General features: G+C 74.5%; 17 protein-coding genes. 5 read left to right on the top strand and 12 right to left on the bottom strand.

Features of this window, described 5'->3' with window-relative positions:
• A partial coding sequence (locus tag BUE45_RS20970) for an ABC transporter permease (RefSeq protein ID WP_143173429.1) occupies positions 1-1,189 on the top strand: 1,189 nt, incomplete at its 5' end.
• Between the two features lie 91 nt (positions 1,190-1,280).
• Positions 1,281-2,885, top strand: a complete 1,605-nt coding sequence (locus BUE45_RS20965) for an MFS transporter (RefSeq protein WP_073381069.1) — start codon at positions 1,281-1,283, stop codon at positions 2,883-2,885.
• A gap of 33 nt (positions 2,886-2,918) precedes the next feature.
• On the opposite strand, the gene BUE45_RS20960 is transcribed toward BUE45_RS20965, so the two are convergent.
• The 4 genes from BUE45_RS20960 to BUE45_RS32640 all read right to left on the bottom strand — a co-directional run bounded on the left by BUE45_RS20960 (position 2,919) and on the right by BUE45_RS32640 (position 5,469).
• A complete protein-coding gene (locus tag BUE45_RS20960) occupies positions 2,919-3,338 on the bottom strand; it encodes a hypothetical protein (RefSeq protein WP_178378604.1) in 420 nt (139 codons plus the stop codon).
• Between the two features lie 179 nt (positions 3,339-3,517).
• Positions 3,518-4,336, bottom strand: coding sequence for a polyprenol monophosphomannose synthase (locus tag BUE45_RS20955; RefSeq protein ID WP_073381068.1), 819 nt, complete (start codon positions 4,334-4,336; stop codon positions 3,518-3,520).
• Between the two features lie 115 nt (positions 4,337-4,451).
• Entirely contained in the window at positions 4,452-5,258 is an 807-nt protein-coding gene (locus tag BUE45_RS20950; protein WP_073381067.1) for a DeoR/GlpR family DNA-binding transcription regulator, read from the bottom strand.
• 46 nt (positions 5,259-5,304) lie between these two features.
• Positions 5,305-5,469 (bottom strand): hypothetical protein, encoded by a 165-nt coding sequence (locus BUE45_RS32640; protein WP_178378597.1) that lies wholly within the window; start codon positions 5,467-5,469, stop codon positions 5,305-5,307.
• Between the two features lie 95 nt (positions 5,470-5,564).
• On the opposite strand from BUE45_RS32640, the gene BUE45_RS20945 reads away from it, so the two are divergent.
• Positions 5,565-6,335 carry a 4'-phosphopantetheinyl transferase family protein gene (locus tag BUE45_RS20945; protein WP_073381066.1) on the top strand — a complete coding sequence of 257 codons (771 nt, stop codon included), beginning with the start codon at positions 5,565-5,567 and terminating at the stop codon, positions 6,333-6,335.
• A 37-nt stretch (positions 6,336-6,372) separates the two neighbouring features.
• Here the strand turns inward: BUE45_RS20945 and BUE45_RS20940 are convergent, their stop codons facing one another.
• Entirely contained in the window at positions 6,373-7,527 is a 1,155-nt protein-coding gene (locus BUE45_RS20940) for an acyl-CoA dehydrogenase family protein (protein WP_073381065.1), read from the bottom strand.
• 517 nt (positions 7,528-8,044) lie between these two features.
• On the opposite strand from BUE45_RS20940, the gene BUE45_RS20935 reads away from it, so the two are divergent.
• Positions 8,045-8,959, top strand: coding sequence for a LysR family transcriptional regulator (locus tag BUE45_RS20935; protein WP_073381064.1), 915 nt, complete (start codon positions 8,045-8,047; stop codon positions 8,957-8,959).
• Between the two features lie 7 nt (positions 8,960-8,966).
• Here BUE45_RS20935 and BUE45_RS20930 read toward each other — a convergent pair whose 3' ends face one another.
• Genes BUE45_RS20930 through BUE45_RS20915 form a run of 4 tightly spaced genes read right to left on the bottom strand, consistent with a single transcriptional unit; the run spans position 8,967 to position 12,824 of the window.
• The gene (locus BUE45_RS20930; protein WP_073381063.1) at positions 8,967-9,398 is read right to left on the bottom strand and encodes a hypothetical protein; all 432 of its coding nucleotides are present in this window, start codon (positions 9,396-9,398) and stop codon (positions 8,967-8,969) included.
• The gene (locus tag BUE45_RS20925) at positions 9,395-9,958 is read right to left on the bottom strand and encodes a hypothetical protein (protein ID WP_073381062.1); all 564 of its coding nucleotides are present in this window, start codon (positions 9,956-9,958) and stop codon (positions 9,395-9,397) included. The genes BUE45_RS20930 and BUE45_RS20925 overlap by 4 nt, the downstream gene beginning before the upstream one ends.
• Complete coding sequence (locus BUE45_RS20920) at positions 9,955-10,920, bottom strand: enediyne biosynthesis protein UnbU (protein WP_245833385.1); 966 nt, start codon at positions 10,918-10,920, stop codon at positions 9,955-9,957. The genes BUE45_RS20925 and BUE45_RS20920 overlap by 4 nt, the downstream gene beginning before the upstream one ends.
• Positions 10,917-12,824 (bottom strand): FG-GAP repeat domain-containing protein, encoded by a 1,908-nt coding sequence (locus BUE45_RS20915; protein WP_073381061.1) that lies wholly within the window; start codon positions 12,822-12,824, stop codon positions 10,917-10,919. Before BUE45_RS20915 ends, BUE45_RS20920 begins: the two co-directional genes overlap by 4 nt.
• Positions 12,825-13,003: 179 nt before the next feature.
• Between BUE45_RS20915 and BUE45_RS33900 the strand changes: the two genes are divergently transcribed.
• The gene (locus BUE45_RS33900; protein ID WP_073381060.1) at positions 13,004-15,439 is read left to right on the top strand and encodes an excinuclease ABC subunit UvrA; all 2,436 of its coding nucleotides are present in this window, start codon (positions 13,004-13,006) and stop codon (positions 15,437-15,439) included.
• A 46-nt stretch (positions 15,440-15,485) separates the two neighbouring features.
• Here the strand turns inward: BUE45_RS33900 and BUE45_RS20905 are convergent, their stop codons facing one another.
• The 3 genes from BUE45_RS20905 to BUE45_RS20895 are packed head-to-tail and all read right to left on the bottom strand — an operon-like array spanning position 15,486 to position 17,693.
• Positions 15,486-16,280 (bottom strand): ABC transporter permease, encoded by a 795-nt coding sequence (locus BUE45_RS20905; RefSeq protein ID WP_084737577.1) that lies wholly within the window; start codon positions 16,278-16,280, stop codon positions 15,486-15,488.
• Positions 16,277-17,263 (bottom strand): ATP-binding cassette domain-containing protein, encoded by a 987-nt coding sequence (locus tag BUE45_RS20900; protein ID WP_073381059.1) that lies wholly within the window; start codon positions 17,261-17,263, stop codon positions 16,277-16,279. The genes BUE45_RS20905 and BUE45_RS20900 overlap by 4 nt, the downstream gene beginning before the upstream one ends.
• A 52-nt stretch (positions 17,264-17,315) precedes the next feature.
• A complete protein-coding gene (locus BUE45_RS20895; RefSeq protein ID WP_073381058.1) occupies positions 17,316-17,693 on the bottom strand; it encodes a DUF3052 family protein in 378 nt (125 codons plus the stop codon).
• Positions 17,694-17,769: the final 76 nt, after the last annotated feature.

The following is a 17,769-nucleotide window of genomic DNA, read 5'->3' as shown; positions in this document are numbered from 1 at the left end:
GACCACCCTCACCAGGACGCTGGAGGAGCAGTTCCCGGTCGACTACCAGATCTCCACCCAGTACGGCCCTGAGGGGGGCGCGCAGGAGGACACCGACGGACAGGACCCGGCGGAGGAAGCCGGGGACGGTGCCGCGGAGGGCGTCCCCGCAGAGGGTGCCGGGGACGGTGGCACGGAGGGTGCCGCGGAAGGCGCCGGGGACGGTGCCGCGGAGGGTGCCGCGGACGCGGCGCCGGCCGCGGACGAGGACGGCCCGACCGTCCCGCTCGACCAGGGCATCCCCGCCGGGGTGTTCGACGTGCTGTCCGCACAGGAGGCGCTGGAGCGCGTCATCGCCGACCGCAGCGTGTACGTGGAGGTCGACGGCGGGCAGAGCCTGCCGGTCACCACGTACGTGAACGGCAGGCTGGGCGTCGACCTCACCGCGGACACCGTCGAGGGCGACCTCACCGACCTGGGGCCGGGCAAGGTCGTGCTGTCCGAGGGCTACGCCGACGGCGCGCGGGTGGGCGACACCTTCACCCTCCCGGGCCTGTGGGGCGCCGCCGACCGCGACCTGGAGGTCGTGGCGGTCACGGAGGACGCCCAGCGGCTGTCGGGCGCCACCGTCGACCCGCACGACTTCAACGCCGCCTTCCCGCGGGTCTCCGAGGACCGGAGCCTGTACGTGATCGCCGACCCCGACGCCGAGCAGGCGCAGGTGCGCGAGTCCGTCTACGACTCCATCGAGGACCACCCGACCCTGCAGGTCATGTCGACCGCCGAGATGAAGGAGCAGTTCTCCGGCATCCTCGACATCGCCTTCTACACGGTGGCCGCGATGCTGGGGCTGGCGATCGTCATCGCGGTGTTCGGCATCTCCAACACCATGGCCCTGTCGGTGCTGGAGCGCACCCGGGAGTCGGCGCTGCTGCGGGCGCTGGGGCTGACCAGGGCGCAGCTGCGGCGGATGCTCAGCGTCGAGGCGGTGCTGCTGTGCCTCATCGGCGCCGGGATCGGCATCCTGTTCGGTGTGCTGTTCGGCTGGGCCGCCGCCGACTCCGCCCTGCCGGGCCTGGTGTTCGCCGTCCCCGTCGGCCAGATCTCGGTGTTCATCGCCCTGTCGGTGCTGGCGGGGCTGGTCGCCGCGGTGCTGCCCGCCCGCCGGGCCGCCGGGACCTCGATCACCGGGGCGCTCGCCAGCGAGTGAGCACCGGCCGGGCCGGACCGGGAACGGACACGGGGACCTCCGCCGCCGGCGGGGGTCCCCGGCGTACCGTGGGGGCCAGGGGGTGGGGCCGATGGGCGGTTCGACGACGCGGCCGGGCGCGGCGGGCGGTGTGGCCTGGGGTTCGCCCGAGGCCCGGTGGATGCTGACCGCCACGGTGCTCGGTTCGGGGATGGCGTTCCTGGACTCGACCGTGGTGACGGTGGCACTGCCCGCGATCCAGGGCGAACTGGACACCGGGCTGTCCGGGCTCCAGTGGATCGTCAACGGGTACATGGTGACGCTGTCCGCGCTCATCCTGCTCAGCGGGTCGCTGTCGGACCGGTTCGGCCGGGTGCGCCTGTTCATGTGGGGCGTGACGGTGTTCGCGCTGGCGTCGGCGCTGTGCACCTTCGCCCCGACGCTGGAGTGGCTGGTGGCCGGCCGGATCGCCCAGGGGGTGGGCGGTGCGCTGCTGACCCCGGGCAGCCTGGCCATCCTCCAGGCGGGGTTCCGGGAGCAGGACCGGGCGCGGGCGATCGGCGCCTGGTCCGGCCTGACCGGGGTGGCCTCCGCCATCGGCCCGTTCGTGGGCGGGTGGCTGGTGCAGATCGGCGACTGGCGGCTGATCTTCCTCATCAACCTTCCGCTGGCGGCGGCCGTGCTGGCCATCGCCTGGTTCAAGGTCCCCGAGTCGCGCGACCCCGAGGCCGCGCGGCGGTTGGACTACCCGGGGGCGCTGCTGGGGGTCCTGGCCCTGGGCGGCACCACCTACGCTCTCATCCAGTGGGGCGCGGTGGGCGCCACCCCGGCGGTGTGGGCGGGGGCGGGCGTCGGCGTGCTCGCGCTGGCGCTGTTCCTGGTGGCGGAGGCGCGGGTCCCCGATCCGATGCTCCCGCTGGGGATGTTCTCCTCGCGGGGGTTCAGCGCGACCAACGCCGCCACCGTGCTCGTCTACGGCTCCCTCGGGCCGCTGTTCTTCCTGCTGGTGATCTACCTCCAGGAGGTGGCAGGCTACTCCCCGGTCGCGGCCGGGGCTGCGTCGCTGCCCATCACCGTGCTGATGCTGGCCCTGTCCGCCCGGTCGGGGAAGCTGGCCTCGCGGATCGGCCCGCGCCCCCAGCTCGTCGCCGGTCCGCTGCTGGTCGGCGCCGGGCTGTGGCTGCTGTCGCGGATCGGGCCGGACGCGCCCTACCTCACCGACGTCCTGCCCGGGGTGCTGCTGGTGGCGCTGGGGCTGTCCACCACCGTGGCACCGCTGACCGCGACCGTGCTGGCATCGGTGCCGGAGCGGCACGCGGGACTGGCCTCGGGGGTGAACAACACGTTCGCCCGCGGCGCCCAGCTGATCGGTGTGGCCGCGGTCCCGGCCCTGGCGGGGATCTCCGGGGGCGGGGAGACCGGGGGCACGGCCGACTCCGGGTCCCTGGTGGCGGGGTTCGGCCCCGCGATGCTGATCCTGGTGGGGCTGTGCGCGGCGGCGGCGCTGTGCGCGCTGCTGCTGCCGCGCGGGCGGGTGCCGCGGGCCCCCGGGGAGGACCGGCGCGGCTCGCCGCCCGAGGGGGCCGGCGCGGTGCCCCCGGACGCGGAGGATACGGCGCTGCGGTTCTGCGGGGTGTCGGGGCCGCCGATGCGCTCCTGCCCCGGCTCCAGCGCCGGGCTGACCGGCGACGGCCCCTCCGGGGGGTCCGGCCGCTGACGGCCGGACCCCGTCCGGACCGCGGCGCCCGGGTCAGACGTCCGGCGCCCCGGTGTCCCGGGGGTCCTCGGCGTCGGGGACGTAGGAGTCCGGGTCCTCGGTACGGTCGGCGCGGCCCGCGGGCGTGTCCGCCCGGTGGCCCCCGTCCCGGTCGCCGCCCGGGTCGCGGACCGCCGCCCCGGGGGCGTCCTCGACCGCGGAGCCGTCGTCCTCCACCCGCACGGCCGCCTCCTCCGCGGAGGGCGCCTCCGCGTCCCAGCTCTGGCGCGGGAGGACGTCGCTGCGCTCGTCGGCAACGGCGCGGCCGATCCCCCGTTCACCCCGGCTGTCGTCGTCCTCGAACTCGTAGCCCTGGATGTCGTGGTCGTTGTCGATGCGCCGTTCGCGCTCCTCGATCAGGCTGCGCTCGGGGTCGTCCCCCATGTCGGTGTCCACGTCGTACGGCTCGGTCATGTCGTCCACCGCCCGTCCTGGTCGTCCTCGTGGACCGGCCGCGACGCGGTGCCCGTCCCCGGAGGGGGCCGGTCCCGCCGCCGTGCGGCCGATCCGTCACGGCACCCCTCCCCTACCCCGTGGTCCCCGGGGCGACCACGGATCGGGTCGGGTTTCGCGGGGGGCGAAAGCGCCGCGGGTCAGCGGCGGGAGTTCTCGGCCCTGCGCAGGCGCAGCGGCCGCAGGGCGGCCTCCAGGGCCACGGCGCCGTCCAGCTTGCTCTCCCCCGCGACGCGGTCCTCGAAGTGGATGGGGATCTCGACGATCTTCTGTCCGCGGCGGAAGGCCCGGTAGTGCATCTCCACCTGGAAGGCGTAGCCGGTGCTCTCGATGCCCGGCAGGTCCAGGGTCCGCAGGGAGGAGGCCCGCCACACCTTGAAGCCGGCGGTGACGTCGCGCACCGGGATCGCCAGTACCGTCTTGACGTAGGCGTTGGCCCAGCCGCTGAGCAGGCGGCGGCGCAGCCCCCACTGCTCGGACAGGCTGCCCCCGGGCACGTAGCGGCTGCCGATGACGACGCCCGCGTTGGTCGCCAGCAGGGTGCCCAGCAGCTGGGGCACGTAGCCGACGGGGTGGCTGAGGTCGGCGTCCATCTGGGCGACGTACTCGGCGCCGTCCTCCAGGGCGCGCGTCATCCCGGCGACGTAGGCGCGGCCCAGCCCGTCCTTGGCGGTGCGGTGCACCACCGACACCCGCCCGGGGAACTCCACCGCGAGCTTGTCGGCCACCTCGCCGGTGCCGTCGGGCGAGTTGTCGTCCACCACCACGACCCGCAGGCCGGGCAGGTCCAGGGACATGAGCCGCCGCACCAGCACCGGCAGGTTGCCGGCCTCCTCGTAGGTGGGGACGACCACCGTCAGCGCGGCCCGCGACCACGGCTCGGGCAGGGCCACCGGCGCGGGGGTGACGGGCACCGGCACCGAGGGCGGCTGCTCCGGGGGCGTCGAAGAAGAGGGCATCGGGGAGGGCTCCTGAGGGTGGGCGGGGACGGACGCGTCCAGGATCACTCATCGGACACGGACCGCACAACGGGCGTGAACGGAAGGGTACGTCCTTTGCGGGTGGAACCGGGGCTCACTGGCCCCGTTCACGTGCCACGACGGCGACGTGGACCAGGGCCCCGGTCTCCTCCAGGGTCATGAGCACCTCGGGGTCGGCACTGCTGTCGGTGACCAGGTGGGCGATCCCCTCGGGCGGGACGGTGGCGACCATGGTGTCGGCGCCGACCTTGGTGTGGTCGGCCAGCACCACGGTCTCCTCGGCGCAGGCGGCCAGGGCCGCGTCCACCCCGGCGACCGCGGGGTTGGGGGTGCTCAGGCCGCGTTCGGCGCTGACGCCGTTGCCCGACAGGAACGCGCGGGTGACGCGCAGGCCCTTGAGGCTCTGCTCGGCGGCGGCCCCGACCAGGGCGCGGGCGGGGCCGTACACGGTGCCCCCGGTGACCACCACCTCGACCCCGGACGCTCCGGCCAGGGCCTCGGCGACCCGCAGCGAGTTGGTGACGACGGTGATGTCGGTGCGCGAGGCCAGTTCGCGGGCCAGGGCCTCGGTGGTGGTGCCCGGGCCGATGGTGACAGCGTCGCCGGGGCGGACCAGGCGGGCGGCGGACGCGGCGATGGCCGCCTTCTCCGCGGCGCACCGGCCGCTGCGCCCCGCGTAGCTCTGCTCGTGGCCGACCCGTCCGGGCAGGGCGACGCCGCCGCGGCGGCGGTCCACCAGCCCCTCCGCCTCCAGGGCGCGCACGTCCCGGCGGACGGTGACCTCGGAGGCGTGCACCTTGACGGCGATGTCGCGCAGGGACATGGTGCCGTTGGCGCGCACGAGTTCGAGAATGCGCTCCCGGCGTTCGGCGGCGAACGCCGGACGGTTCTCCTCGACCATGGACCGACCTTCCGTGCTCAGGGACACGGAGGTGCCCGTGCCCGGTCTAGAGTACGGACCGGTCGGCGACCGGGCGCTCCTCCTCGGACTCCTCCGCCTCGACGGTCTCGACGCGGTCGGGTCTCTCGGTCAGGAGGGTCACGATGATGACGGCGGTGAGGGCCACCAGCCCGACGAGCGCTCCGGCTCCGAACAACATCACAACGGACATTTCCGGCCTCCCCAGGGGACGGGCTGACCTGTCCTTTACCCGATTCCCCCTTCCGGCCCCGCTCAATCCCCGATCCCCTCGCCACGGGGTTCACAATGGGAGGCATGACTCTCCCTCCCCTGGCGCCCGAGATCTGGTGGGCGCACACGTCGTGGGCCACCGAGCGGCTGTCGGACCTGCTGGACGCGCGCGAGCGGGCCCGGGGCGACCGGTTCCTGCACCGCGCCGACCGCGACCGCCACCTGCTGGCGCGGGCGATGTCCCGGCTCGTGCTGGCCGAGCGGGCGGGGTGCGGCCCGCGGGAGGTGGAGTTCGAGCTGCGCTGCCGCTCGTGCGACGAGAAGGAGCGCGCCGGTGCCGAGCGCGATGCCGAGCCGCACGGCAAGCCGCACCCGGCGGGCCCGGCCCGGGGGTGGGAGATCTCGGTGAGCCACTCGGGAGAATGGGTGGTGCTGGTGGTCTCCGACGGCGTCCCGGTGGGTGTGGACGTGGAGCGGGTGGCGCCCGCGCGCGACCTGGAGGGCCTGGCGGCCTACACCCTGTCCGACACCGAGCGCGAGGTGTGGGAGGCGCTGTCCGGGGAGGAGCGCCGGGGGGCGTTCTTCGGCTACTGGGCGCGCAAGGAGGCCCTGCTCAAGGCCACCGGGCTGGGGCTGGCCGGGGGGCTGCGCCGGGTGACGGTGAGCCCGCCGCACACCGGTGCGCGACTGCTGGAGTGGACCGGGGGCGGCGACCCGGCGTCCTCGTGGCTGGCCGACCTGGACCGGGGCGAGGAGTACCGGGCGGCGCTGGCGGTGCTGACGGACCGCCCGGTGGAGCCGGTGCTGCACCCCGCGTCGGCCGTCCGGGAGCTGCTGCGCCGCTGAGGGGCCGCCGCGGACGTACCGCGGCGGCGCCGGCGGGTCAGGCGCGGGAGCGGCGGGCCAGGTGTCGGCTGATCACCAGGCGCTGGACCTGGTTGGTGCCCTCGACGATCTGCAGGACCTTGGCCTCGCGCATGTGGCGCTCGACCGGGAAGTCGCGGGTGTAGCCGTAGCCGCCGAGCACCTGGACGGCATCGGTGGTGACCCGCATGGCGGTGTCGGTGGCCATGAGCTTGGCCATCGCCGCCTGCTCGGTGAAGTCCCGTCCGGCGTCGCGGCGGCGGGCGGCGGCCAGGTACAGCTCGCGGGAGGCGGCGATCATGGTGGCCATGTCGGCGAGCATGAAGCCGACGCCCTGGAAGTCGCCGATGGCGGAGCCGAACTGGTGGCGCTCGCGGGAGTAGGCCAGGGCGGTGTCGAGCGCGGCCTGGGCGACGCCGACGGCACAGGCGGCGATGCCCAGCCGGCCGGAGTCCAGCGAGGCCAGCGCGATGCCGAACCCCTTGCCCTCCTCGCCGATGCGGGCGTCGGCGCCGAGCCGGACGCCGTCGAACAGGACTCCGGCCGTGGTGGAGGAGTTCATGCCCATCTTGCGTTCGGGCGCGGACGCCGACAGGCCGGGGACGCCCGCCGGGACGTGGAAGCAGCTGATGCCGTCGGCGCCGGGGCCGCCGGTGCGGGCGAACAGGGTGTAGTGGTCGGCCTCGCCGCCGTGGGTGATCCACGCCTTGGCGCCGTTGACGGTGTAGCCGTCGCCGTCGCGGCCGGCGCGGGTGGTCAGGGCCGCGGCGTCGGAGCCGGAGGAGGCCTCGGACAGGCAGTAGGCGCCCAGGCGGTCGCCGCCGAGCATGGCGGGCAGGTGCTCGGCCCGCTGGGCGTCGGTGCCGAAGGCGGCCAGGGGGTAGCAGGACAGGGTGTGGACGCTGACGCCCAGGCCGACGGCGAGCCAGCCGCGGGCCAGCTCCTCCACGACCTGGAGGTAGACCTCGTAGGGCTGGCCCCCGCCCCCGTGCTCCTCGCCGTAGGGCAGGCCGAGCAGCCCGGCGGCGCCGAGGGTGCGGAACAGGTCGCGGGGGAAGACCCCCTCCTCCTCGTCCCGGGCCGCGCGCGGGGCGAGTTCCTTGTCCACCAGCTCCCGGGTCAGTTCCAGGAGCTGCTCCGCCTCGGGTGTGCGCAGCATGCGTTCGACCGCCATGAGTTCTCCCACCGGTTCCGCGCCATCCCCCGGGGTCTTCCGCGGGAATGTAGTAGGACGTCCAACTATAAGGTGACGCACGGCACCCTATCCCATCGCGACGCGCCCGCGGCGCGCGCCCCCTGGACGTCGGAGCCCAGCGGGCCCGGTACGGCTGAACGCGGTGTCCGGTCCCGGCGGCCCACGGAGGGCATCTGTACAGCGGGGCTCCGAACGCCCGGGTTCCACGCCGTGCCCCCTTGCAGGGTTCCGGAGGAAGAGGACGCCGGCCCGCGCGCGGCCGGAACACGCGTGTCCCCCGGCGCCCGCCCGGTCCCCGCCCGCCCCGCGGGGCCGCGATGTACAGTCGACAGTGGCCGACGGGCGGAGCGGGCGGCACGGCAGGCCGCACCGGGACGCCCCGGAGGAGTCCGGCGGGCGCGCCCCCGCCCGCACGAGGCGGATGCGCCCGGCACGTCCCCGCGCGGCCCGGAGCGGTATCCCGCCCACCGTCCGACGGCCGAACCAGGAGGACCCGATGGATCTCGAACTCCGCCATCTGCGCACCATCTGCCTCCTGGCCGACACCGGGAGCGTCACCCGGGCCGCCGCGGCGCTCTCCACCTCCCAGCCCGCGCTGACCACCCAGCTCCAGCGGATCGAGCGCGAGGTGGGCGGCCCGCTGTTCCACCGGGGCCGCTCGGGGGTGCGCCCGACGGAGCTGGGCGAGTTCGTGCTGGTGCGCGCCCGCGCCGTCCTGCTGTCCATGGACGACCTGCTGCACGACATCACCGCGCGCGGGGCCTCCCCCACCACGCTGCGCGTGGGCGGGGTGGGGCCGCTGGCGATAGACCTCTCCGCCCGGCTGCCGGAGCTCTTCCCGAACGTGCCGGTCCACGTGCGCACCGAGTACTCCCCCAAGCTGGTCACCGACCTGGTCCGGGCCGGGCGGCTGGACCTGGGCACCACCATCGACTACGTCGACCGGGACCTGTCCACGGACGGGCCGCTGTCGTGGGCGATGCTGGCGGTGGAGCCGCTGCACGTGGCCCTGTGGGCCGACCACCCGCTGGCGGACAAGCCGACGGTGTCCCTGGGGGACCTCGCGGACTGCCCCTGGGCGCTGACCCCGCCGGACGGCACGGGGTGGCCGGAGTGCTTCTACCTGGCCTGCCAGCGCGCGGGGTTCACCCCGCAGGTGCCCTACCGGCTCTACGAGCGCTCGGAGATCCGCGACCTCATCGCGCAGCGCCGGGCGATCGCGCCCTGCCAGTCGGACTTCGACACCGGCGGGGACGTGGTGGTCCGCAGGCTGGAGGGCGAGCCGATCCAGCTGCGGCACCTGCTGGTCTGGCGGCGCGACGGCGCGGTCAACGGCGCCTCCGACGACATCGCGCGGCTGACCCGGGAGATCCTGGGCCAGGCACCGCGGCCCCGGCGCCAGGACGCCTGAGCCGGGATCAGCCGGCCCGTGCGCCCCGGCGGCGCAGCAGGGGGGCGACCGCCCACAGGGCCAGCCCGGTCCCGGCCAGGAGCACCAGGGCGGTGACCACCCATTCCGCGGAGCCGTCCGGGTGCACCACCCGGGTCCGGGCGCCGATGTCCACCGCGGCCGCGACGGACCCTTCGGCGCACGCGCCGTCCCCGCCCGCGAGCGAGACACCGGTGAGGTCCACCGTGCCGTCGTCGGAGGTGTAGTCCCCCACGCAGGAGCACGACCGGTGCCCCAGGTGGCTGACGCACGAGGCGCCGGTGACGGCGAAGTCGCCCGGCCTGCCGTCCGCCCGCGCCGCGCGCACCGCCTGGTCGACCCCGCCCGCCCCGACGGCGACCAGGGCCAGCGCGGCGAGCAGGACGACGATCTCGAAGGGGCCGACCCGGCGCCGCCTCATCCCCGCTCCTCCACCCGGTCGCGGTCGGCGCACCCGCAGGCCATGGCCGGGCGTTCGGCGTCCGAGGGGCTGCGGTGGAGCAGCATGGCCACCACCATGGGCGCGAACACGAGGGCGTTGTAGAGGAGGTGCAGCTCCACCCGCGGGATGAGGAGCTGGACCAGGCTGGTGGGCGCCGCACCGCCGCCGAGGTTGGCCCCCGCCAGCGCCTGGACGAGCAGGAGCAGGTGCTCGAAGTGGTGCCAGACCTGGATCCCCAGGGAGATCTTCCACCAGGTGCGCGCCCGGCCGGTGAACCCCGGGAGCAGGAGGAACAGCCCCACGAGCATCACCAGCGCGTAGCCGTAGTGCATCCACTCCGACGTGACCAGCCAGGGGAAAGGCAGGCCCAGGAGCCCCAGGGCCTCGGGTATCGGCCAGTTGAGGATGTAGATCTGCGCGGCCTGCACGAGGTGCTCCGCCCAATGGGCCACCACCACGACGAGGAACAGCGCCAGTCCGACGCGGTGGCCGGAGGTGTTGAGCAGGTGCAGGGGGCGTGCGGTGTCGGTGCGGGTCATGTGCGGGCTTCCTCTGCTTCACGGGGGGCGGGGGGACCGGGGCGCGGGGTGAGCAGGAGGACCGCTCCGCGCAGCGCGCAGACGATGACCAGCGCGAAGAACAGGCCGAAGACGATGTTCCAGGTGACCAGCAGGCCGTAGACGGCGGCCACCGCGACACCGAACACCACCTGGTTGCGCGGGCGCGAGGGGGTCGTCCCGGGGTCGGTGATCATGTAGTTGGTGAACAGGATGAACGCGAGTCCGGTCATCGGCAGCAGGGCCGCGACCAGCGCGTGGTCGAGCACCAGCCAGCGCACCACCGCCTGCGCGGCGAAGCCGCCGACCCAGCCGAGGATGAGCGGCCACCTCCCGGTCAGGCGGACGTTGATCATGGTCCCGGCCATCAGGACGCCGAGCGGCAGCAGCCAGTCCAGCGTCCCGGAGGTGTTGTTGGTGAAGTGGTAAGGCGGGGCGATCCCCACCCAGGGGAAGAGGACCAGTGTGACGGCGATCCCGAAGTTCGACGGGTTGAGCACGTGGCGCCTGCGCCCGCCGACCGGGAGGCGGATGAGGTGCTTGGCGGCGACGGCGACGGTGACGGCGAACATGTAGGGCCACGGGGACTCGTTGCCCCACAGGAGCATCGCGCAGGCCAGGCCGGCGATGTGCGTGGGCAGCAGGTAGGTAACCAGGGCGCCCGCGCCCCCGGCGTAGCCGGGCGCGCGCCCCTCGGCGCGGGCGCCGAGGGTCTCCATGAGCAGGTCCACGGCGTAGCCGGTCAGCAGGGCGACGACCGGGATCACCGGGGCCTGCTCGAAGCCCAGGAGCAGGTGCCCCAGGACGGTGAACACGGTGATGCTGGTGGCGAACATGCGCAGGGCCGTGACCCGGGTGCCGGCCCGGGGCTGTGCGGTTTCGGGTGCCGCGGCGCCGGGGTCCGCGGTCCGGTCGGGGGGAGCCTGGGGTCTGGTCGTCGTCATCTCGCCGTCCCGTCGTCGTGGAGGTGGAGGGTGCGTGCGCCGGGCGACAGCTCCAGGTCGACGGAGTGGACGGTCCCGGTGGTGGCCCGCCAGGTGACCGTCACCGGGAGGGTGCCGGTCTCCGGAAGGGCCAGGAGCACCTCGTCGGAGGAGACCCCGGTGTGGCCGTTGGCCGGGTAGAGCTGCCGGGTCTGGTCCGGGGACCCGCCCTCGCGGACGGTCACCGTCGCGCCGACCGCCGGGCGCCAGCCCGTGCCGTCCGCGGCGACGGCCGGGACCAGGGGGCGCAGCACGGCGGCGGCGGGGGCGTCGGCGTCGTTGAGCAGGACCAGGGAGTCCTCCCACTGGTTGGCGACCACCGCGTCCAGCAGCCCGTCCCCGTTGACGTCCCCGAGGGCGATGGCGCGGGAGACCTCGGTGCCGTCCAGGCCCAGGGGCTCGGCCAGGTCGGAGTAGCGGCCGTCGGCCCCGCGCACCCAGAAGGGGTTGTGCTCGTGGCCGGAGAGGTCGTCCCCCTCCGCGAAGACCGGCCACGCCCAGGGGTGGCGCAGCAGCTCGTCGTTGCCCATGGCCAGTTCCTGGAGCTGGGGCCAGCGGTCGGTGTCGCCCTTGAGGAACCCGGTGGCCTGCATCAGCTCGTCGGTGCCGTCGTTGTCGAAGTCCCCGGCCTTGACGTCCCAGGCCCACCCCCCGCGGGAGAGCCCGAGCGCCTCGCTCTCCTGGCGGTAGGGGACCCGGCCCTCCAGGAGGTCGGCGCCCTCCCCGTCGGGAACGAACGCGAAGTTGCTCTCGTGCAGGGCGAAGGGGGTGGTGATGTTGCTGACGACGATGGTGGGCAGGTCGTCCCCGGCGCCGTAGGTGAAGGTGACGCCCATGCCCTTGTAGGAGTCGTTGCCCATCACCCCGGACTTGGGCGTGACCATGTCCCGGTCCCCGCGGACGATCTCCAGCGACACGTCGCCGGGCGTGGAGCGGTTGACCAGGAGCCGGTCGTTGCCGAAGTCGTTGGCGATGTACAGCTCGGGCAGGCCGTCGCCGGTGAGGTCCTGGGCGCCGGTGGCCAGGGTCCAGCCCGTGACGGCGGGCTCGGGCAGGGCGGTACCGGCGTCGGTGACCACCGGGGGCGTGTCGGGGGTCCCGGTGGGCTCGGTGAGCAGGAGGCGGTTGCGGCCCGCGTTGTTCGCCAGTCCCATCCCGTCCTGCATCTGCATGCGGGTCTCGTCGTCGGCCCCGGGGTCGAGCACGCGGGCGCCGTCGGGGAAGTAGTTGCCGATGAACAGGTCCGGGTGCCCGGAGCCGTCGATGTCGGCCACGTTGACGGTGGTCGTGTTCCAGACCTGCATGGGCTCGACGAGTTCGTGGGCGGTGAACCGCTCGGCGGTCGGGGCCCCGCCGTCCCCGGGCCCGGCCGTGTCCAGGAAGAGCACCGGCGACCTGCCCCAGTAGTAGACGAGGAAGTCCGTGTCCCCGTCGGCGTCGAGGTCGGCCGGCACACAGCCCATGGGCGCCATGGTCCGGTCGTAGGGCAGGCCCTCGGGAACGAGCGGGACCGGGGGGTAGTCCTCGGTCTCCGACCCGGGCACGGCCCGCAGGGTGACGCCGTCGTCGCGCGGGTCGACCAGGCAGGCGTCGGCCGGGCGGCCGGTGCCGCGCACGTCGGCCAGCGCGACCGCGGCGCCGACCGCCGAGATCCACCCGCCGAAGTGCTCCAGGGCGGGGGCGACCTCGCGGTGCCCGGCGGCGGCGGGCGGCGCCCCGTTCAGGGACAGGCGGGTGAAGGAGAAGTCCGAGGCCGCTTCGGCGGCGTCGGCCCCCGTGACCGCGGGGCGCTGGGTGAGGAGGGCGAGGGCGCCCACGAGGACGAGGGCGAGGGCGACCCTCAGGACGTGGAACATCGGCCGCATCGGTGCTCCTTTCCGGAGTGTGGTCCGTGCACCGCCTCATCGTCGGTCCGGGACGGGGCCCCGGACCTCTTCCGTTTTGCTGTTCGGCCGGGGATCGCACGAATGGAGAAGCGCAACCCGGGAGAAGGGCGCCGGTCCTAGGCTGGTCGGGACACCCGGAACGAGGGGGAAGAGCGCCCATGGCGGAACCGACCGACCGACCCGTGAGCCTGTCACCGGACTTCCTCAGGGTCCGGGGTGCGCGGGTGCACAACCTGCGCGACCTGGACGTGGACCTGCCGCACCGCGCGCTGGTGGTGGTGACGGGGGTGTCGGGGTCGGGCAAGAGCTCGCTGGTCCACGGGACGGTGCACGCCGAGGCCCAGAGGCGCCACCTCCAGCCGCTGTCGGCGTTCACCCGCCAGCTGGTGGGGGGCTCGCTGCGGCCGGACGTCGACGCGGTCACCGGGGTGTGCGCGTCGGTCGCGGTGGGGCAGGCGCGGGCGGCCACCAACCCGCGCTCGACGGTGGGGACCGCCACCGACGTGCACGACTACCTGAGGTCGCTGTTCGCGGTGCTGGGGACCTGGGACGGCTCGGCGGGGACGCCCGAGATGACCGCCCGCGCGTTCTCCTTCAACTCCTCGGCGCACGCCTGTACGGACTGCGGCGGGCTCGGCACGACCCTGCGGGGTGACGCCGGCCTGGTGCTGGACGCCCCGTCGCGCTCCCTGCGGGAAGGGGTGCTGCGCCCGTGGCGGGACCGCAGGGCCGAGGTGGAGCACGAGCTGTCCCTGCGCTTCGCCGAGTCCCTGGGCGCGGACCCGGACCTGCCCTGGTCGGAACTGGACGCCGCGGTACGGCACCGGCTGCTGCACGAGACCGGGGCACCGCTGCGGGCGACGCTGACCATCCGGGGCCGGGAGACCGTGCGGGACACGCGGTTCGTGGGCGTGCTCCCGTGGCTGGAGGCGTCACTGCGCGATGCCCCGGGCGAGTCCGCCAGGTCCCGGGCGAGCGCCTTCATGAGCGTGTCGACGTGCCCGGGCTGCCGGGGCGGGCGGCTCTCCCCCGCCCAGGCGTCGGTCCGGGTGGCCGGCCAGGGCATCGCGGACGTGTGCCGTATGGAGATCACCGACGCCCTGGCCTGGTCCGGGGAGCTGGCGTCCGCGGGGGACCCGCGCGCGGCGGCGGGGGCCGCCGAGATCCGCGGGCGGCTGGAGAACCTCGTCCGGGTGGGCGTGGGGTACCTGACCCTGGACCGGCCGGTGCCGACCCTCTCGGGCGGGGAGGCGCAGCGGGTGCGCCTGGCGACCCACCTGGGGATGGGGATGTTCGGGCTCATGTACGTGTTCGACGAACCCTCCACGGGCCTGCACCCGCGCGACACGGGACTGCTGCTCGACGCCCTGCGCGCCCTGAGGGACCAGGGCAACAGCGTGCTGGTGGTGGAGCACGACCTGGACGTGATCGCCGCGGCGGACTGGGTGGTGGAGGTGGGCCCCGGACCGGGGACGCACGGGGGATCCCTGATCCACGCGGGGCCGGTGTCGGGCCTGGCCTCGGCCGAGGGCTCGGTCACGGCGCCGTTCCTGGCCTCCCCGGCCGCCGGGTCCCGCCCGCCGCGCGGCGCCCCGGACCCGGAGTGGGAGTTCGCCGAGTTCACCGGGGCCGAGGGCAACAACCTGCGCTCGGTGTCGGTCCGCTTCCCCCTGGGGGCGATGACCTGCGTGACCGGGGTATCGGGGTCGGGGAAGAGCTCGCTGGTGACCCATGTGCTGGAGCCGGCGCTGGCGGCGGCGGCCGGCCGGGTCGACCGTCCCGCCCCGCGGTGCGCGTCGGTGTCCGGGCTGGACGGGGTGACCGGCCTGGTGGCCGTGGGCCAATCGCCCATCGGCCGCACACCGCGGTCCAACGCGGCCACCTACATGGGGGTGTTCGACCGCCTCCGCAAGATGTTCGCGGCGGCGCCGGAGTCCGCCGGGGCGGGGCTCGGCGCGGGGGACTTCTCGTTCAACAACGCGGGCGGGCGGTGCGCGGCCTGCGAGGGCACGGGCGTCGTCCAGGTCGAGATGTTCTTCCTGCCCGACGTGGAGCTGGCCTGCGAGACCTGCGCGGGGGCGCGGTTCTCCGAGAGGACGCTGGTACCGCGGGTGCGCGGGCTGAACATCGCCCAGGTCCTGGGGTTGACGGCCGAACGCGCCGCCGAGGTGTTCGCGGACGTCAGGGGGGTGGGCGCCCCGATGCGCGCGCTGGTGGACGTGGGGCTGGGCTACCTGCTGCTCGGGCAGTCGGCGACCACCCTGTCGGGCGGCGAGGCGCAGCGGCTCAAGCTGGCCCGGGAGCTGTCCGGGGACGCGGTTCCCGGTACGGCCTACCTGCTGGACGAGCCCACCCACGGTCTGCACGCGGCGGACGTGGCGCGGCTGAACTCCGTGCTGCGCAGATTGGTGGAGCGCGGGGGGACCGTGGTGGCGGTCACCCACCACCCGGCGGTCATGGCCGCGGCCGACTGGCTCGTGGAGCTGGGCGAGGAGGGCGGCTCCGGGGGCGGCAAGGTCGTCGCCCAGGACGTGCCCGCCGCGGTCGCCCGCCAGGACACGCACACCGGGCGGGTCCTGGCCCGGTGGGCGTAGGGCGGGTCCCGCGGTCGCCCCGCCGGCCCGGCGGGGCGACCGGGCCTCACACCGGCGACCTGCGCACGGAGCGCACCCCGACGTACAGCCCCAGGGCCGCGACCAGGAGCGCCGCGAGGGCCCCCCAGCCGACCCGGGCGGTCAGGACCTCGCCGGCGAACAGGGCGCGCTCGGCCTCCACGACGTAGGTGAGCGGGTTGAACGCGGCGACCGCGGCCAGCCAGTCGGGACCGGAGTCGACCGGCAGCAGGATGCCCGACAGGATGAGCACGGGGAAGAGCAGTGTCTGCTGGATCCCCCAGAACGCCCACTCCTGGTGGCGCACCGCGATGGCCAGCGCGTAGGAGAGCGCGCCCAGGCCGATGCCGAGCACGCCGAGCAGCAGGACCCCGAGCACGGAGCCGAGCGGATCGGGGGAGAACCCGAACGGCATCGCGACGAGGATGATCACGAGGGCCTGCACCACGAGGGGCGCGAACTCCTTCAGGGCCCGCCCGATGATCAGGGACCCGCGGGTCAGCGGGGTGACCAGGAGACGCTCGTGGGCGCCGGTCTGCACCTCGGTGAGCAGGTTGGAGCCCATGGTCGAGGTGCCGACGAGGCTGATCATCACCATGATCCCGGGCACGAACCACTGGAGGGCGCCGCCGGGGCCGAAGACCGCCTCGTCGACGGAGCCCAGCAGCAGCGGGCCGAACAGGCCCAGGAACACCAGCGGCTGGATGAGGCTGACCACCAGGAACAGCGGCCCCCGCAGGATGGGGCGGAGTTCGCGGACGGTGATGGTCGCAATGTCGGAGAGCGGCTTCACGGGTCGGGGCTCCTTGGTCGGGGAGGTCATGCCGCCGCCTCCCGTTCGCGGTGGTACTGGTCGCCCTCGCGCAGGGAGCGGCCGGTGAGTTCGAGGAACACGTCGTTGAGCGTGGGCTCGGCCAGGACCAGGCGCCGCGCGCCGGTCCCCTGCGCCTCCAGGGCGGCGAGCAGCGGGGGCACGACGGTGTCGCCGCCGTCGGCGCGCAGGTTCACCGTCCGGCCCACGACGGTGACCTCGCGGGTGCCCGCGGCCTCCTCGACCGCCTTGGCCGCCAGGGCCGCCTGCTCGGGCCCGTCGAAGTCCATCGACACGCGGTGGCCGACGTGTTCGCGCTTGAGGCGCGCGGAGGTGTCGTCGGCGATGACGCGGCCGTGGTCGATGACCAGCACCCGCTCGGCGTGCTCGTCGGCCTCCTCCAGGTAGTGGGTGGTGAGCAGGATCGTCGTGTTGAACGTTCGGCGCAGCCCGTCGATGTGCTCCCAGAGCCGGGCCCGGTGGTGGGGGTCCAGGCCGGTGGTGGGCTCGTCCAGGAAGAGCACGGGCGGCCGGGGCACCAGGCCCAGGGCGATGTCGACACGGCGGCGCTGGCCCCCGGACAGGGAGCGGACCGGCCGGGTGAGGAGGTCTCCGAGGTCGAGGAGCCCGACCAGTTCGGCGACGGTGGCGCGCACGTCGGACCGCGGCAGCCCGTAGGCCCGGCCCTGCGCGTGGAGCTCGTCGTCCACCCGCTGCTCGTGGGCCGCGCCGTTGCCCTGCCCGACGAAGCCGATACGCCGGCGGACCCCGGTCGGGTCCGCGACGACGTCGGTCCCGGCGACGGACGCCCGGCCCGAGCTGGGGGGCACCAGGCCGGTGAGAACGCGCAGCGTGGTGGACTTGCCCGCGCCGTTGGGGCCGAGAAGGGCCACGAGCTCGCCCTCGCCCACCACGAACGAGACGTCCTTCAGGGCGTCGACGAATTCCTTGCGGCGGACGCGGAAGCGGCATCCCAGCTCTTCAACGCTGATCATGGTTCATTCCTTCACTCGGGGGCGCGGCGCCGGGCGCCGCGGGACGGGGCGGTCAGGCGCGCTTGATGCGGTTGGCCGACCAGTCGTCGCTGAGCGACACCCCGTAGACGGCCTTCCAGCCGACGCCGACCGCCTCCTCCATGACGATGGTGCGGTTGAGCTCGCGTTTGCCGCCGCCCTTGGGGTAGGAGAGCCAGACCACCGTGGTGTCGGGGACGTCCGCCAGGTGCTCGGTGAGGTTCTTGCGCAGCTCCTCCAGCGTGGTCGAGAAGAGGTGGAGCAGGTCGGGCGCCGCGCCCGGCTCGTCGGTGACCGTCGCCGCGGCGGGCAGGTCGCCGAGGAGGGCGTCGTAGTCGTCGGGGGCGTTGCGCGCGACGACGACGAATCCGGGTTTGACACCGAGTTTCGCGGAACCGCTTTTCTCCGACATGAATTCCTCCACTGCACGTTCGCTGTTATATGCGCGCACGTATGCGCATGAAGTGGTTTGCACAGAACAGTACCCG

Origin of the sequence: Nocardiopsis flavescens (genome assembly GCF_900141985.1) — a bacterium.
Classification (GTDB): Bacteria; Actinomycetota; Actinomycetes; order Streptosporangiales; family Streptosporangiaceae; genus Nocardiopsis; species Nocardiopsis flavescens.
The sequence above is the reverse complement of the archived record's forward strand: the minus strand, read 5'-3'. Positions and strand labels throughout refer to the sequence as shown.

Excerpts from the sequence above, each read along its gene's own strand:
- BUE45_RS20965 (WP_073381069.1), top strand. The coding sequence starts at position 1,281 with ATGGGCGGTTCGACGACGCGGCCGGGCGCGGCGGGCGGTGTGGCCTGG.
- BUE45_RS20960 (WP_178378604.1), bottom strand. The coding sequence starts at position 3,338 with ATGACCGAGCCGTACGACGTGGACACCGACATGGGGGACGACCCCGAG.
- BUE45_RS20955 (WP_073381068.1), bottom strand. The coding sequence starts at position 4,336 with ATGCCCTCTTCTTCGACGCCCCCGGAGCAGCCGCCCTCGGTGCCGGTG.
- BUE45_RS20950 (WP_073381067.1), bottom strand. The coding sequence starts at position 5,258 with ATGGTCGAGGAGAACCGTCCGGCGTTCGCCGCCGAACGCCGGGAGCGC.
- BUE45_RS32640 (WP_178378597.1), bottom strand. The coding sequence starts at position 5,469 with ATGTCCGTTGTGATGTTGTTCGGAGCCGGAGCGCTCGTCGGGCTGGTG.
- BUE45_RS20945 (WP_073381066.1), top strand. The coding sequence starts at position 5,565 with ATGGGAGGCATGACTCTCCCTCCCCTGGCGCCCGAGATCTGGTGGGCG.
- BUE45_RS20940 (WP_073381065.1), bottom strand. The coding sequence starts at position 7,527 with ATGGCGGTCGAACGCATGCTGCGCACACCCGAGGCGGAGCAGCTCCTG.
- BUE45_RS20935 (WP_073381064.1), top strand. The coding sequence starts at position 8,045 with ATGGATCTCGAACTCCGCCATCTGCGCACCATCTGCCTCCTGGCCGAC.
- BUE45_RS20930 (WP_073381063.1), bottom strand. The coding sequence starts at position 9,398 with ATGAGGCGGCGCCGGGTCGGCCCCTTCGAGATCGTCGTCCTGCTCGCC.
- BUE45_RS20925 (WP_073381062.1), bottom strand. The coding sequence starts at position 9,958 with ATGACCCGCACCGACACCGCACGCCCCCTGCACCTGCTCAACACCTCC.
- BUE45_RS20920 (WP_245833385.1), bottom strand. The coding sequence starts at position 10,920 with ATGACGACGACCAGACCCCAGGCTCCCCCCGACCGGACCGCGGACCCC.
- BUE45_RS20915 (WP_073381061.1), bottom strand. The coding sequence starts at position 12,824 with ATGCGGCCGATGTTCCACGTCCTGAGGGTCGCCCTCGCCCTCGTCCTC.
- BUE45_RS33900 (WP_073381060.1), top strand. The coding sequence starts at position 13,004 with ATGGCGGAACCGACCGACCGACCCGTGAGCCTGTCACCGGACTTCCTC.
- BUE45_RS20905 (WP_084737577.1), bottom strand. The coding sequence starts at position 16,280 with ATGACCTCCCCGACCAAGGAGCCCCGACCCGTGAAGCCGCTCTCCGAC.
- BUE45_RS20900 (WP_073381059.1), bottom strand. The coding sequence starts at position 17,263 with ATGATCAGCGTTGAAGAGCTGGGATGCCGCTTCCGCGTCCGCCGCAAG.
- BUE45_RS20895 (WP_073381058.1), bottom strand. The coding sequence starts at position 17,693 with ATGTCGGAGAAAAGCGGTTCCGCGAAACTCGGTGTCAAACCCGGATTC.